The organism is Salinicoccus kekensis (assembly GCF_900220995.1).
Taxonomy (GTDB): Bacteria; Bacillota; Bacilli; order Staphylococcales; family Salinicoccaceae; genus Lacicoccus; species Lacicoccus kekensis.
Genome location: NZ_OBQF01000005.1, coordinates 197,712 through 213,496 on the forward strand (window position 1 = coordinate 197,712; position 15,785 = coordinate 213,496).

The 15,785-nt window shown below is 50.0% G+C and carries 16 protein-coding genes; 5 read left to right on the plus strand and 11 right to left on the minus strand.

Annotated features, from left to right (window positions below):
• Positions 1-12: 12 nt before the first annotated feature.
• From CRN96_RS10530 to rpmH, 11 genes are all read right to left on the minus strand, one after another.
• The gene (locus tag CRN96_RS10530) at positions 13-213 is read right to left on the minus strand and encodes a DUF951 domain-containing protein (RefSeq protein ID WP_097041919.1); all 201 of its coding nucleotides are present in this window, start codon (positions 211-213) and stop codon (positions 13-15) included.
• The gene (locus CRN96_RS10535) at positions 210-1,196 is read right to left on the minus strand and encodes a mechanosensitive ion channel family protein (RefSeq protein ID WP_245844644.1); all 987 of its coding nucleotides are present in this window, start codon (positions 1,194-1,196) and stop codon (positions 210-212) included. The genes CRN96_RS10530 and CRN96_RS10535 overlap by 4 nt, the downstream gene beginning before the upstream one ends.
• 12 nt (positions 1,197-1,208) lie before the next feature.
• Positions 1,209-2,048, minus strand: coding sequence for a ParB/RepB/Spo0J family partition protein (locus CRN96_RS10540; protein ID WP_097041921.1), 840 nt, complete (start codon positions 2,046-2,048; stop codon positions 1,209-1,211).
• Entirely contained in the window at positions 2,038-2,799 is a 762-nt protein-coding gene (locus CRN96_RS10545) for a ParA family protein (protein WP_097041923.1), read from the minus strand. The genes CRN96_RS10540 and CRN96_RS10545 overlap by 11 nt, the downstream gene beginning before the upstream one ends.
• Before the next feature lie 101 nt (positions 2,800-2,900).
• On the minus strand, positions 2,901-3,716 hold the full coding sequence (locus CRN96_RS10550) for a ParB/RepB/Spo0J family partition protein (protein WP_097041925.1): 816 nt from the start codon (positions 3,714-3,716) through the stop codon (positions 2,901-2,903).
• 21 nt (positions 3,717-3,737) lie between these two features.
• Positions 3,738-4,451, minus strand: a complete 714-nt coding sequence (gene rsmG, locus CRN96_RS10555; protein ID WP_097041927.1) for a 16S rRNA (guanine(527)-N(7))-methyltransferase RsmG — start codon at positions 4,449-4,451, stop codon at positions 3,738-3,740.
• Positions 4,448-6,331: a tRNA uridine-5-carboxymethylaminomethyl(34) synthesis enzyme MnmG gene (gene mnmG, locus CRN96_RS10560; RefSeq protein WP_097041929.1), complete on the minus strand. Its 1,884-nt coding sequence runs from the start codon at positions 6,329-6,331 to the stop codon at positions 4,448-4,450. Before mnmG ends, rsmG begins: the two co-directional genes overlap by 4 nt.
• A 14-nt stretch (positions 6,332-6,345) precedes the next feature.
• Positions 6,346-7,722, minus strand: a complete 1,377-nt coding sequence (gene mnmE / locus CRN96_RS10565) for a tRNA uridine-5-carboxymethylaminomethyl(34) synthesis GTPase MnmE (RefSeq protein WP_097041930.1) — start codon at positions 7,720-7,722, stop codon at positions 6,346-6,348.
• A gap of 15 nt (positions 7,723-7,737) precedes the next feature.
• Positions 7,738-8,604 carry an RNA-binding cell elongation regulator Jag/EloR gene (gene jag / locus CRN96_RS10570; RefSeq protein ID WP_097041932.1) on the minus strand — a complete coding sequence of 289 codons (867 nt, stop codon included), beginning with the start codon at positions 8,602-8,604 and terminating at the stop codon, positions 7,738-7,740.
• A 16-nt stretch (positions 8,605-8,620) separates the two neighbouring features.
• The gene (rnpA, locus tag CRN96_RS10575) at positions 8,621-8,956 is read right to left on the minus strand and encodes a ribonuclease P protein component (RefSeq protein ID WP_179647196.1); all 336 of its coding nucleotides are present in this window, start codon (positions 8,954-8,956) and stop codon (positions 8,621-8,623) included.
• Between the two features lie 123 nt (positions 8,957-9,079).
• Positions 9,080-9,217, minus strand: coding sequence for a 50S ribosomal protein L34 (gene rpmH / locus CRN96_RS10580; protein ID WP_097041937.1), 138 nt, complete (start codon positions 9,215-9,217; stop codon positions 9,080-9,082).
• Between the two features lie 449 nt (positions 9,218-9,666).
• Here rpmH and dnaA point away from each other — a divergent pair, with 449 nt between their 5' ends.
• The 5 genes from dnaA (at position 9,667) to gyrB (ending at position 15,767) form a co-directional block, all read left to right on the plus strand.
• Positions 9,667-11,001, plus strand: coding sequence for a chromosomal replication initiator protein DnaA (gene dnaA, locus CRN96_RS10585; RefSeq protein WP_097041938.1), 1,335 nt, complete (start codon positions 9,667-9,669; stop codon positions 10,999-11,001).
• Positions 11,002-11,187: 186 nt separating this feature from the next.
• Positions 11,188-12,324: a DNA polymerase III subunit beta gene (gene dnaN, locus CRN96_RS10590; RefSeq protein WP_245844653.1), complete on the plus strand. Its 1,137-nt coding sequence runs from the start codon at positions 11,188-11,190 to the stop codon at positions 12,322-12,324.
• Between the two features lie 199 nt (positions 12,325-12,523).
• The gene (gene yaaA / locus CRN96_RS10595; protein ID WP_097041942.1) at positions 12,524-12,739 is read left to right on the plus strand and encodes a S4 domain-containing protein YaaA; all 216 of its coding nucleotides are present in this window, start codon (positions 12,524-12,526) and stop codon (positions 12,737-12,739) included.
• Positions 12,736-13,833, plus strand: a complete 1,098-nt coding sequence (recF, locus tag CRN96_RS10600) for a DNA replication/repair protein RecF (protein WP_097041945.1) — start codon at positions 12,736-12,738, stop codon at positions 13,831-13,833. Before yaaA ends, recF begins: the two co-directional genes overlap by 4 nt.
• Positions 13,833-15,767 carry a DNA topoisomerase (ATP-hydrolyzing) subunit B gene (gyrB, locus tag CRN96_RS10605; RefSeq protein WP_281254134.1) on the plus strand — a complete coding sequence of 645 codons (1,935 nt, stop codon included), beginning with the start codon at positions 13,833-13,835 and terminating at the stop codon, positions 15,765-15,767. The genes recF and gyrB overlap by 1 nt, the downstream gene beginning before the upstream one ends.
• Positions 15,768-15,785: the final 18 nt, after the last annotated feature.

The following is a 15,785-nucleotide window of genomic DNA, read 5'->3' on the forward strand; positions in this document are numbered from 1 at the left end:
AATTTTTCTCCTTTAGTCATCATTATTGATTTTTTTTACGATACGCTTCATGCGTTTTTCGAAGTCGCGCCGCGTCATCATGATGGTGCGTGCGCATTCCGTGCATTTGATCTTTATGTCTGCACCCATCCTCGTAATCTGGAAGTTGCTGTTGCCGCACGGATGCTGTTTCTTCATCTCAACTATATCATTTAATCCGTATTCTTTTTTCATCTTGTCTCTACACCCTTTTTCACCGATTCATCGAAGTCCTGTATATCCATTGTCGGCACGGAAATGTAGACGCCGTTTTCTGCGAGGTGGTTCTTGATCTCTTTCCTCACGCGTCTCGTCGCCCCGAAATGTTCCATCGGCTTCGTCACGATCATCACCCTCATGATGGCTTCGCCGTTGACGATGCCGTTCAGGCCGAGGACTTCAGGCTTCTCGACGAGTGACTCTTCCGATTCCATGGCGGTTTCGGCATAGTCGTTCAAGAGCTCCTCCACGCGGTCCAGATCTTCATTCAGCGAAAGATTGACATCCAGGAAGGAAATCGAGTTGTATTTGGAGAAGTTGATCACTTCATTGATTGTACCGTTCGGGATGATGAACAGTTCACCCTCATACCCCTGGATCTTTGAAATGCGCAGCCCCATGGACAGCACTTCGCCTTCTGCGACGGTCGTGCCGGATGTATTGATGCGCACGAAATCACCGGTGTCGAACTGGTTTTCAAGCAATATGAAGAATCCGGTCAGCATGTCCTTGACGAGGCTCTGGGCACCGAAACCGATCGCCAGGCCGACGACACCGGCACCGGCGAGCAGTGTGGCGACCGGCACGCCGAACGTTTCCAGGATCATGACGAATACGATGAACCATACGACGATGCTCACTGCATTCTGGAGCACATTGATCAGCGTCCTGTTGCGCTTTTCATTATTTTTGCCGTTCTTGCCGTTCTTACGTTTTCCATTGGCTTTCAGAGCCGCTTTGGATTTGAATGTAAAATAATTTTCGATGATGCGGTTGACTACTTTGATGATGATGCCTGCGACCGTAATCAGAACGACGGCAAACAGTACACTCATGCCGATATTCATCCACAGCTCCGGGTCACTCATCTCCTCAGCGATTTCCTGGAAGAATGTCAGCGATTCATCCACCCCGCTCTGCGCGGTACTTAATATATTGAATAAAAACGATAAAACCAATACTAAGCCTCCCTATGATTCTTCAAACAATTTCATCAATCGGTTGAATTCTTCTTCATTTTTAAATTCAAAGGCTATCTGGCCCTTGTTTCGGGTCTTTTTTATTTCGACGGATGTCCCGAACTTCTCCTTCAGGCTGCTCTCATGCCTGAGCAGGAATTTCGGTTTATCCTTTGGCGCCTGCTTCTTTTTCATCGTCTGCATGCTTCTCACATACTCTTCCAGTGCACGGACGCTCATATCTTCCGCAACGGCTTTTTTGGCAGCCGCTTCCTGTGAAACCGGATCTTTCAGGCCGAGCAGCGTCCTGCCGTGTGCACCGGATAATTTCTTTTCATTGATCAATTTTTTGACCGCTGCCGGGAGGTTGAGTATGCGCAGCATATTGGCAATGTAGGGCCTGGATTTGCCCAGACGTTCAGCGGTCTCAGCCTGTGTAAGGCTGCGCTTCTCCATCAATTGCTTATAGCTCATCGCTTCTTCCAGCGGATTCAAATCTTCACGCTGCAGATTTTCAATGATGGCAAGCTCCATCATGTCGTCATCCGACAAATCCTTCACTATTGCCGGGAGGGTCTCCATTTCTGCAAGCCCGGCTGCGCGGTATCTTCTCTCCCCGGCGACGATATCATAGCCTTTGACCGATTTCCTCAATATGATCGGCTGTAGCACACCATGGGTGCGGATGGAGTCCGCAAGCTCTTCCAGCTTTTCAGGATTGAACTCGACCCTCGGCTGATATGGGTTTTTGCGGATTTCAGACAGCTTCACTTCCGTGACCGCTTCTTTATCCGCCGTATCCGTATTGAACAGGGCATCCAGCCCTTTGCCCAGTCCCTTCCTACCTGCCACGTTCGATCACCTCTTCCGCCAGACGTGAATAGTTTTCCGCCCCCTGTAACTTCGGATCGTACACTGTGATGGGCTGACCGTAGCTCGGCGCTTCGCCGAGACGCACATTTCTAAGTATGACCGTGTCATACACCTTCTCCCCGAAGTGATCCCTCACTTCTTCGGAAACCTGGGCTCCGAGGTTCGTCCGGGCATCCAGCATCGTCAGAAGGATCCCTTCAATCTCAAGCCCGGTGTTCAGATGACGACGGACCAGTTCTATCGTATTGATCAGCTGACTCAATCCTTCAAGCGCATAATACTCTGCCTGGACGGGGATGATCACACTGTCGGCAGCCGTAAATGCATTGATCGTAAGCAGGCTGAGTGACGGCGGACAGTCGATGATGCAGTAGTCATATTCCTTATCCAGTTTTTCAAATGCTTTCTTCAGCCGGAGCTCCCTGCTCATCGCGGATACGAGTTCAATTTCTGCACCCGCAAGCGAGATGTTCGCCGGGATGAGGTCGAGGTCCATATTCGATGTCGTACAGCGGACCTCATTGATATCCGCCTCATCCAGCAATACATCATATATGGACTTCTCCAGATCATTCTTCCCGATGCCGAGTCCGCTGGTCGCATTGCCCTGGGGATCGATATCGGCAAGCAGGACCTTCTTTCCGCTGTCCGTCAATGCAGCACTGAGATTCACTGCTGTCGTCGTCTTTCCTACGCCGCCCTTTTGGTTGGCTATGGCAAAAGTCTTCATTGAGGTGTCGCTCCTTCTCAAAAATCACATAAACATATTATATCAAGGAGGTCATCAAAAGTAACACAAAACATGAAAGCACCCAACGGGAGTTGAGTGCATTACTTGTAGACCTTTATCGATACTTCGACATATCCGTCCGCATCCGTACTTACGTATGCAAGCGAGTGCCCTTTGTCCTTGAGTTTTTCGACCTGGGCCGTTATATCATTGACGACGAAGGACACATCATTATTGAAATTGATCTGTTTGATGTCTTTTTTCGACCGTTTTTTGACGACATCCTCAGTCTCCTTGACCGTGAGCTTCTTATCCCTGATATCGCCGAGCACTTCGCCCTGCTCTTCGTCTTCCAGGCTGAGCAGGCTCCTTGCATGCCGCTCCGTGATCTCTCCGGTACCGAGCGCTTCGATCACACTGTCCGACAATTTCAGAAGACGCAGCTTGTTGGCGATGAAGGACTGGGACTTGCCGAGGTTCTGGGCAAGGTCCTTCTGGGTGATGTCCTCCATCTCCAAAAGCTTCCGGTATGCCCGGGCTTCCTCGATGCTTGATAAATTCTCACGCTGTATGTTCTCTATCAGGGCGACCGCCGCCGTTTCCTGGTCCGTCAGGTAGCGGATCAATGCATCCGTCTCTTCAATGTGCAGAAGCTTCATCGCCCGAAAACGCCGTTCGCCTGCGATGATCTCGTACATGTTCTCCTCTATCGGACGGACGGTGATCGGCTGCAGGAGGCCGTGTTCCCGGATGGAGTCGGCCAGTTCCTGGATCCGTTCATGATTGAACACGGTCCGCGGCTGATAGCGGTTTGGAACAATATTTTCAAGCGGCAGCTTCTGCAGACTTTCCGTATCCGGCTTCGCCTCACTGCTTTTATCAATTAAATTAAATAACTTTGAAAATGGCTTCTTCATTGTCCCACCGCCTCCCTGATTTTATTTTAATGGTGATTTGTTCGGGGTGCCAGGTTTCCTTGGATACTTCTTGGGTGTCTTATGCACCTTTTTGATATCCAGTATATAACGTTCGCTGTCTTCTTCAGGCAGGGTGAAGCTGTGCGTTTCAACCACCTCACCGCCGAGCAGGTCCAGGGCGAAGTCGCTTTCTGCAAGTTCTTCAAGCCCCTTCTTCCCTTTCAGTACGAGGAATCTGCCGCCCGTCCGCGCCAGCGGCAAGCATAACTCGAGCAGCGTGTTCATATTGGCGACCGCCCTTGCCGTCACCATATCGAACATATGCCTGCCCTTATGCTGACCGAAAGTCTCCGCACGGTCATGGACGAGGTGCATATCGGTGATCGACAGTTCCGCCGTCAGCTCGTTCAAAAACGTGATCCGCTTATTTAAAGAATCGACAATTGTCACTTTAAGGTCGGGCCGTACGATCTTCATCGGGATGCTCGGGAACCCCGCCCCCGCGCCGACGTCGCAGAGGCGTGTGCCTTCCGGAATATCCGTATAAAACAGCGGTGTCAGCGAATCATAGAAGTGCTTCAAATAAACTTCCTCTTCATCCGTCACAGCCGTCAAGTTGATTTTTTCATTCCAGTCGATCAGCATTTCATAGTACTTTTCGAACTGTGCAATCTGTTCATCATTCAGCTGGATGCCGTGGCTTTTAAGTTCTTCTGTGAATTGCTGCCGGTTCATGCTTCCACTCTTTTCACATTCCCCTGTTCGATGTAGACGAGGAGTATTGAGACGTCCGCCGGGTTGACGCCGGAAATCCTGGATGCCTGGGCGATGTCGAGCGGCTTCACTTTCTTCAGTTTGTCACGGGCTTCGGTCGCAAGTGAATTCACTGCATCATAATCGATATCTTCAGGTATCTTCTTCTTCTCCATGCGCTTCATCTTGTCGACCTGCACAAGGGATTTTTGTATATAGCCTTCGTATTTCGTCTTGATTTCAATCTGCTCGTATTCAAGCTGATCCATATTATTTTCTTCCCCGAGTATTTCCAGTATGGACATGTAGTCCATTTCAGGGCGACGCAATAGGTCGAGTGCGAGTATGCCGTCTTTCAGCGGCGTGCCGCCGCGGGATTTGATGATGTCCTGTGTATGCTCATCCGGTTTGATGCGGATCTTGGACAGACGTTCCATCTCCGCTTCTATATTATCGCGTTTTTGGTTGAACCGCTCGTAGCGCTCCTCTGAAATCAGGCCGTTCTTATAACCGATGTCTGTAAGCCTCATATCCGCATTGTCATGCCTTAAGAGCAGACGGTGTTCCGCGCGGGAAGTCAGCAGACGGTACGGTTCATTCGTACCTTTGGTCACAAGGTCATCGATCAGTACGCCGATGTATGCATCGGCACGGCTCAGGATCAGCGGCTCTTCGCCGAGGATCTTGTTTGCGGCATTGATGCCTGCAACAATCCCCTGGCCCGCCGCTTCTTCATAGCCGCTCGTGCCATTGATCTGTCCCGCAGTGAAAAGATTTTCGATTCTTTTCGTCTCGAGCGTCGGCCACAGCTGGGTCGGGTCGAGTGCATCATATTCGATCGCATAGCCTGCGCGCATCATGCGCGCATTTTCAAGGCCCGGGATGGTTGCGAGCATTTCACGCTGCACATCTTCCGGCAGGCTTGTCGACAGTCCCTGTACATAAACTTCCTTTGTATTGCGGCCTTCCGGCTCAAGGAAGATCTGGTGGCGCGGCTTATCATTGAAACGCACGATCTTATCTTCGATGGATGGGCAGTATCTCGGACCCGTACCCATCTTCATCCCCGAATACATCGGCGATAAGTGCAGGTTCTCATTGATCACTTCGTGTGTATTTTCGGATGTGTATGTCAGCCAGCACGGCAGCTGGTCCATGATGAAGTCGGTCGTATCGAAACTGAATGCACGCGGGACATCATCCCCGGGCTGTATTTCAGTTTTTGAATAATCGATCGAATCGGAGTTCACGCGCGGCGGTGTACCGGTCTTGAACCTCACGATATCGAATCCGAGGTCCCGGATCTGGTCCGCAAGTGCGATCGACGGCATCTGATGGTTCGGGCCGCTCGAATATTTCAAAGGTCCGAGGACGATTTCCCCGCGCAGGAACGTACCGGTCGTGATGATGACGGATTTTGCATTGTAGACCACACCGATATTCGTGCGGACACCCGTCACCCGACCGTCTTCAATGATCAGTTCATCGACCATGCCCTGTAATATATCGAGATTTTCCTGATTTTCGAGTATGCTCTTCATTTCCTGCTGGTAAAGCACTTTGTCGGACTGTGCACGGAGTGCCCTGACAGCCGGTCCTTTACCTGTGTTCAACATGCGCATCTGGATATGTGTCTTATCCGTCACTTTGGCCATGACACCGCCGAGCGCGTCGACTTCACGCACCACTATGCCTTTTGCAGGGCCGCCGACGGACGGGTTGCAGGGCATGAATGCGATATTATCCAGATTTATGGTCAGCATCAGCGTCTTCAGGCCTTTACGGCTTGCAGCAAGTCCCGCTTCAACGCCCGCATGGCCTGCACCGATGACGACGACATCGTAATTCATTTCGTTCATCATTTTCCTCCTAATTACTATTTACCGAGACAGAACTGGCTGAACAGCTGATCGATGAGCTGCTCACTCACATCTTCCCCGATCACTTCACCCAGCAGTTCCCAGGTTTTCACTAAATCTATCTGCACGATATCGATCGGCACGTCCATTTGCGCCGAGTCGATTGCATCGTTGATTGCGCTGTTGGCCTGTTCAAGCAGTCCGATATGGCGGTTGTTCGAAAGATATGTCGAATCCGCACTTGTGACGGCACCGCCGAAGAACAGTTCTGCGATTTTATCTTCAAGGTCATCGACGCCGGTGCCTTCGATGATGGATGTTTTGACGATCGGAAAATCATATCTCTCTTCCAGTTCGCCGATATCCAGGTTGTTTTCAAGATCCAGCTTGTTGATGATGAGGATGACATTATCCTCCTTCACGGAATCCAGGATCTCGATGTCGCCTTCGGTCAACTCTTCATTATTGTTCAGTACATAAAGGATGAGTTCGGCCTGTTCGAGTGCCTGGCGGCTCCGCTCCACACCGATTTTCTCCACGATGTCATCCGTATCGCGTATGCCCGCAGTATCGACGAGCTTCAGCGGGATACCGTTGACGTTGACGTATTCCTCGAGGATATCCCGGGTCGTCCCCGCAACTTCGGTGACGATCGCTTTATTGTCCTGGATGAGGTAGTTCAGCAGTGAACTCTTACCGACGTTCGGTTTGCCGACGATGACCGTCCCGAGCCCCTCCCGCATGATGCGGCCCTGGCGGCTCGACTTCAGCAGGTCCCCGATCTCACTCTTCACCTTTTCCGCTTCTTCAAGCAGGAATTCCGTCGTCGCTTCCTCGACGTCGTCATACTCGGGGTAGTCGATGTTGACTTCCACCTGTGCGAGTATATTCAAAATGCGCTGCCTGAGGCCTTCTATATAGACTTTCAGGCGGCCCTGCATCTGGCCGCTTGCGACTTTCGACGCTTCGGTCGTTTTCGAGCGGATGAAATCCATCACGCCTTCGGCCTGTGACAGGTCGATCCGTCCGTTCAGGAATGCACGTTTTGTGAATTCACCCGGCTCCGCCATACGTGCCCCGTGTTTCAATGTCAGCTGCAGTATGCGGTTGATCGTGTTGATGCCACCGTGGCAATTGATCTCAACGATATCTTCACGCGTATAAGTCTTCGGTGCACGCATCACAGCGGCCATCACTTCCTCCACCACCTCTTCGGTGTCCGGGTCGATGATATGGCCGTAATTGATGGTGTGGGATTCCACTTCGTCCAGCGTCTTATTTCCCCGGTATAATTTATTGGCAATTTCCAATGCATCGATGCCCGACAGCCTGACGATGGCGATCGCCCCTTCCCCGACGGGGGTGGAGATACTGGAAATCGTTTCTAATTGCATGATGGCAAGACTCCTTTACTTCTTTTCTATCACTAAATAACGGTTCGGTTCGCTGCCTTCCGAGTATGTGTTGAGGTCATCGCGCCCGCTCAGTACATTGTGCATGATCTTCCTCTCAAAGGAAGGCATCGGCTCAAGCTTGACCGGCTGATTCGTCCGGAGCGCCTTCTTCGCCATGTTGACCGCAAGATTTTCAAGCGTTTCACGCCGCTTTTCACGGTAATTTTCCACATCTAGGATGATCATGCCGTAGCTTCTGTAAATCGTGTTCAAATAATTCTGCGCGATTTCCTGAAGGGCATTCAAAGTCTGTCCCCGTTTGCCGATCAGCTTGGCGGCAAGGTCCGACTCAAGTTCGATGTATGCACGGTTATTATCTATCTTATATGTGGCTGCGTTCTCTATGTTCATATCGCTGATGACATCCTGGATGTACCTCGCCGTACGGGCCGCCGCCTCATCGAATGACAGCCTGTCATCCGCTTCCTCCACAGGAGTTTCGTCTTCCACAGCTTCTGTTTCAGCTTCCGGCTGTGCCGCTTCCTGCAGCACCGCATCTTCTTCCTGCACATCATCTTCCGTTTCAGGGTGGGGCACGGCTCCGCTGTCCGTTTCCGCCTCTTCGGCCGGCAATTCATCTGAAGACGGAGTCCTCTCTTCCGCCTGCCCGCGGTTGATGACCTCTTCGATGCTCCCGTAGGTTTTGAGTTCAGGGTTTATGATGGTGAGCTTCACTTCGGCATCTTTTTTCCCAAAGCCGAGGAAACCTTTGGATCCGCCTTCCAATACATCGATCCTGACATCCTCTTCCGCAACTTTCAGTTCTTCAAGCCCGAGTGCGATTGCATGGTCGACTGTTTCTGCTCTGTAAATTCTCTCCATTGAAAGTACCTCCGCGTCATTTTATACATTTCGCTATCTTCAACACGTGTAATAATGACTTCTCCATCTGGTGGTAGTCCATATCGCTGACCGGATTCCGTGCTATGACGATATATTCCTTCGGTTTCAGCTCGTCCTTGTGCTGCTGGAAAAACGCCCTGATGCGCCTTTTGATCTTATTCCTTTTGACCGCATTCCCGAGCCGCTTCGAGACACTTATACCCAGCCTTAAATGAGCGACTTCCGGATGGTCACCCAAATAAACGACAAACTGCCTGTTTGCGTATGATTTCCCTTTTTTGAAGACAAGCTTGAAATCCTGTTCTTTTTTGATCCTGAACCGTTTTTTCATCATTATTACGCTCTTTCACAGTATGATATATTATTATAGCAAAATTTACACCAATCAAAAAATCATCCACTTTAGACCATAAAAAAAGATCACCTATTCTTGACATAGATGATCTTTGGATGATTATGCGGAAAGTACTTTTCTTCCTCTTCTTCTGCGGCGCGCTAAAATCTTGCGGCCGTTTTTAGTGCTCATTCTCTTACGGAATCCGTGCACTTTGCTGTGTTTACGTTTATTTGGTTGGTAAGTACGTTTTGTCATCTCTAAACACCTCCATAGACCATTTCTCACTTACATACATATTCTTCTCTTTGATTGCAACTATTAAAGGATAACAGAAACGACTCCCCATTTCAATATTTTTTTCATGATTACCAAGCCTGCTCCTGTGGAACATTTAATAAGATGTGGATAACTTTTCAGGCCGTTTTAAGTTATCAACATGTGGATAAGAGGGTTATCCAGGTTATTCACAGGTGTTGATGTGCAAATTGTGGATAATTGTGGGTTATGTGAATAACTTCAGAGAAAATGCATGGGAATCATTGTTTTTCACCCTGACTTTAGGTAGAATTTGAATATATCTCTGTGGACAACCGTATTTAACAGCACAGTTATCCACAGACTGTGCGTAACTTGTGGATAGTTTTCCAGAGGTGTGGAATTGTCTTATCCACAGGGTGTGATTTTTGTGAAGAGAGAGGATAAATATGAGTTCTATTAATGACATTTGGCAAAAAACACTGGATGCGATCCAGGAGGAAATACCGATTACGAGCTTCAAGACCTGGTTCAATGACACGACTTTGATCCATCTGGACAATAAAACCGCGGTCATCAAGGCGGAGACCAACTTCCAGCGGGACTGGCTGGAAAACCACTATACGGACATGATCAAGCAGAAGATTTACGAGTCCATCGGCGAACAGCCGTCCATCCAGATCACAATCGATGATGAACCTGGTGATGCACCTGCCGAGGCAGGCACAGGCAATACTGCCGCAGCTCCCGTCGACGTCCCCCTTCCGCCGCAGCTGAACATGAACAATACATTTGAAACTTTCGTCATCGGAAGCGGCAACCGCTTCAGCCATGCCGCTTCCCTTGCGGTCGCGGAAGCCCCGGCAAAAGCCTACAACCCGCTGTTCATATACGGGGGTGTCGGTCTCGGCAAGACCCATCTGATGCATGCGATCGGCCATTACGTGCTCGAGCACAAGCCCAACGCAAAAGTCGCCTACCTGTCCAGCGAGAAGTTCACGAATGAATTCATCAACTCCATACGGGACAACAAAACCGAGGAATTCCGCAACAGATACCGGAATGTCGACGTACTTCTGATCGACGACATCCAGTTCCTAGCAGGCAAGGAATCCACACAGGAAGAATTCTTCCATACATTCAATGCCCTGCATGAGGACAATAAACAAATCGTCATTTCAAGCGACCGCACACCAAAGGAGATCCCGACGCTTGAGGACCGCTTACGTTCACGTTTCGAATGGGGGCTGATCACAGACATCACCCCGCCGGACCTCGAGACACGGATCGCCATACTCCGGAAGAAATGCGAAGAGGAGAAAGTTGAAATCCCGAACGAGGCGATGATCTACATCGCAAGCAACATCCAGACGAACATCCGTGAGCTGGAAGGTGCACTGACGCGCGTTGCCGCATATTCGAAACTCTCCAATCAGCCGCTGACTTCGGATGTGGTCGCTGAAGCGCTGAAGGACATCGTCTCACAGAAGAAGCCGAAGAAGATCACCATCCAGGAAATCCAGGACGTCGTCGCTGCCTACTACGGTGTTCAGACCGAGGAATTCTTATCGAAGAAAAGGACCAAATCCATCGCTTTTCCAAGGCATGTCGCGATGTATCTTGCACGCGAGCTCACGGATAGTTCACTGCCCAAAATAGGAGAGGTGTTCGGCGGACGGGACCATACCACCGTCATCCATGCCCATGAAAAAATCTCCAAGCTCGTCAATGAAGATTCGCTCTTCAAGGACGAATTGGATGAAATAGAGAAAAAGCTCAATTAATCGGCCCGTATTTGATAGAATAGGAAGATGTGGACAATGTGGATAAATGATACACTTGAGCCAACAGTTTATGCACATGTGGATAACTCGGCATCATTGAACTCATCGGAGTTATCCACATATTCACAGGCCCTATTACTATTATTACTATCTTTTAAATAATTATTAATATATAAGGAGTTATGAATCATGAAAATTAACATCAACCGCCAATATTTCATCGAACAATTAAATCATTGCCTGAAAGCAATTTCCCCAAGAACGACCCTGCCGATTCTGACAGGCATTAAAATTGATGTAAAAGATGATCATATGATTCTGACAGGCAGTGATTCCGAAGTATCCATCGAAATCACCGTTCCTTTGGAAGTGGACAATGAAGAAGTCCTGGAAATAGAAAGATCAGGTGCCGTCGTACTCTCCGGCCGTTTCTTCGTCGACATCATCAAAAAACTTTCAGGGGAATTCGTCCAACTGGAAACGAATGATTCCTACCAGACGAAGATCACCGCATCCAAATCAGAGTTCAACTTAAGCGGCAACAACCCGGAGCAATACCCTTTGCTGCCTGAAGTCAGCGATGAGGAAAGCCTCGTCATTTCGGCATCGGTATTGAAGGATGTCATCAACCAGACGAACTTCGCCGTTTCCTTATCGGAGACGAGACCTGTGCTCACCGGCGTCCACTGGCAGTTCGACAACGATGAGATCACATTTACGGCAACCGACTCACACCGGCTTGCCCTGCGTAAACTGAGGGGCGGGCAGTTCAACAGCGACCTCGGCAATGCGATCATCCCGGGCAAATCCTTATCCGAACTGAACAAGATCATCAATGACACGGATGAGGAAGTGGAGATCCATCTTTCCCAAAACCAGGTCCTGTTCAGCTACGGCAACATGCGCTTCATCTCAAGACTGCTCGAAGGCAATTATCCGGACACTTCCAGACTGTTCCCTGAAAACTATGAAACGAAAGTGACCGTGAAGAACGCCGAGTTCTTCCATGCGATCGACCGCGTCTCGCTCCTTGCAAGGGAAGGCGGCAACAATGTCATCCGCATGAATGTCAACACCAGCAGTGTCGAGCTGTCTTCAAACTCACCTGAAGTCGGCACCGTGAATGAAGACATCAACACCGGGGAGATCGAAGGTGAAGGCCTGAAGATTTCCTTCAACTCGAAATATATGATGGATGCACTGAGGGCAATCAACAACGAAGATGTCACGATAGAATTCTACGGTACGATGCGCCCGTTCACATTGAAATCGAGTGAATCGGATGAAGTCGTCCAGCTGATCCTGCCGATACGCACTTACTGAGCCCTTTTAAAAAACAGAATAAGCACAGACCGTCCTGAATTTTGCAATAAAAACTATGGACGGTCTTTTTTTGTTTGTAAGTAGGTTGATACCAAATGGGCCTAAAAACGCTATAAGCGCCAAATTTGGGCTTTTAAAGTGAATTTTGCCTTAAAATGGTGTATAATATAATAGTGTGAAGTTTTAGGAGGCTGCGTATATGGAAACTAAAATTTTCGACGATATCATCACTTTGGGCCAGTTTTTGAAACATGAAGGCATCATCGGAAGCGGTGGCGAAGCGAAGTGGTTTTTAAGTGAGAATGAAGTCAGATTGAATGAGGAAATTGAAAATCGCCGCGGTAAGAAACTGCAGCATGGAGATGTGCTCGATCTGGGTGAACACGGGCGGTACAAAATAGAGTATGAACAATGATTTTAACGGATATCAGTTTAAGCAATTTCAGGAATTATGACACCCTGGATCTTGAATTCCACCCAAAGCTCAATATATTCATCGGTGCAAACGCTCAGGGAAAGACGAATCTCCTTGAGTCCATTTATTTTTTGGCCCTCGCCAAAAGCCACCGTACGGCCAAGGACAAAGAGCTCATCCGTTTCGATCAGGAAGAAGCGTTTGTGAACGGCCACATCACCACATCCTACAGTACCCTCCCCTTATCGATCAGCGTCAGCAAAAAGGGAAAAAGAGCGAAGGTCAACCATCTGGAAGTATCCAAACTCAGCCAGTATATCGGTCATTTGAATACCGTCCTGTTTGCGCCGGAAGATTTGAACATCGTCAAAGGTTCACCGCAGGTGAGAAGGCAGTTCATCAACATCGAATGCGGCCAGATATCCAAAATCTATCTGAGCGCCCTCAGCAACTATCAGAAAGTGCTTGCGACGAAGAACCAGTATTTGAAGCAGCGCAATCCGGACAGGATGATGATCGAGGTGCTGAATGAGCAGCTTTCGGATTATGCGGCGACCGTCATATTGAAGCGGGCGGAATTCATAAGGACGATCGGGGAGTTCGCTGCAGGGATACACAGGGATATATCGAATGACAGTGAAGAATTGAAAGTGGAATACGCACCGAATATAAAATACGAAAGCGATAACGCAGAAGACCTGAGAGGAGAACTCGGCGGCCTGTTCGCAGAAAATCTGCCCAAGGAACTCGAACGGATGCAGACCCTGAACGGTCCGCACAGGGACGACATCACATTCAGCATCAACGGCTTTGATGTCCAGACCTACGGTTCGCAGGGCCAGCAGAGGACGACTGCACTCAGCATCAAACTCGCTGAACTTGAACTGATCCGCGAGGAAGTCGGGGAATATCCGGTGCTGCTTTTGGACGATGTCCTGAGCGAACTGGACGAGAACAGGCAGGCACATCTGCTGACCTCGATCAGGGACCGGGTGCAGACATTCGTCACGACGACGTCGATCAGCGACATCAACCACGCGATAATGAATGACATGAAGACATTCAAAGTGACGGACGGGCAGGTCAAAGCATAATGGAAGGTGAGAACATGGAAGAGAATAATTTAGAACAATACGGCGCGAGCCAGATACAGGTGCTGGAAGGCCTTGAAGCGGTAAGGAAGCGTCCGGGGATGTACATCGGTTCCACAGCTTCGAGGGGCCTTCATCATCTGGTGTGGGAAATCGTCGACAACAGCATCGATGAGGCGCTCGGCGGCCACGCGGATACGATCAACATCACGATAGAGAAGGACAACTGGATTAAAGTGACGGACAACGGACGCGGCATCCCCGTGGATATCCAGGAGAAGATGGGCCGGCCTGCAGTCGAGGTCATACTCACCGTCCTGCACGCCGGCGGCAAGTTCGGCGGCGGCGGCTATAAAGTCTCGGGCGGCCTCCACGGCGTAGGGTCATCGGTCGTCAACGCCCTCAGTGAAACGCTTGAAGTGTACGTCCACCGGGACGGCAAAATCCATCACCAGAGCTATACGCGCGGGGTGCCCGATTTCGATCTGAAAGTCATCGATGAGACGGACAAGACGGGCACGGTGATCCGTTTCAAGGCGGATCCCGAAATCTTCACTGAAACGACGGAATACGAATATGAAGTGTTCCAGCACCGTGTGAAGGAGCTCGCTTTCCTGAATAAAGGGCTCGAGCTGAACTTATCCGACGAACGCGGTGAGGAAGTTGTCAGCGACCAGTATTATTTCGAAGGCGGGATCAAATCATACGTCGAGCAGATCAACGAAGCGAAGGAAGTCCTGCATGACGAAGTGATCTACCTTGATAAGGAAAAAGAGGATGTGGAAGTGGAAATCGCGATCCAGTACAACAAAGGCTACGCGACCACCCTCCTCTCCTATGCCAACAACATCCACACCTACGAAGGCGGTACGCATGAAGAAGGCTTCAAGCGTGCACTGACGAAGGTGATCAATAATTATGCAACGAAGAACAACCTCATCAAACCGAATGAGGACCGCCTGAGCGGCGAAGATGTGCGCGAAGGCCTGACGGCCATCGTTTCCATCAAGCATATGGATCCGCAGTTCGAAGGCCAGACGAAGACGAAATTCGGGAACTCCGAAGTCCGTCTGATCACGGACCAGCTGTTCACGGAAGGTTTTGAAAGGTTCCTGCTTGAGAACCCTTCAGTCGCGAGGGTGATCGTCGAAAAGGGCATCACTGCCCAGCATGCGCGCATGGCTGCGAAAAAAGCACGTGAAATGACACGACGGAAGTCGGCGCTCGAAGTCTCAAGCCTGCCGGGCAAGCTTGCGGACTGCTCCAGCAAAGATCCTGCGGACAGCGAACTTTTCATAGTCGAGGGTGACTCTGCGGGCGGATCGGCCAAATCCGGCCGCGATTCCACCACGCAGGCGATCCTTCCGCTGCGCGGGAAGATCTTGAACGTCGAAAAAGCGCGCCTCGACCGCATATTGAACAACAATGAGATACGTTCGATGATCACGGCACTCGGCACGGGCATCGGCGAGGAATTCGACCTGTCGAAGGCACGCTACCATAAAATCGTCATCATGACGGATGCGGATGTCGACGGTGCGCATATCCGGACACTGCTCCTCACGTTCTTCTACCGTTTCATGAAACCTTTGATTGAAGCGGGCTATGTGTATATCGCACAGCCGCCCCTGTACAAAGTCGAACAGGGCAGGAAGAAATATTATGTGTATGATGAGGCGGCGCTTGATGAACTGAAAAAGACACTGCCTGCAACGCCGAAGTTTTCATTGGCGAGGTACAAGGGTCTCGGTGAGATGAACGCCGACCAGCTGTGGGACACCACTATGGATCCGGACCACAGGGTCCTTCTGCAGGTGCGCCTCACGGATGCCGTGGAAGCGGACCAGACATTCGAAATGCTGATGGGTGACATCGTCGAACACAGAAGGAACTTTATCGAGGAAAATGCACTGTATGTGCAGAACCTGGATATTTAATGATGGAGGTCAGTATCA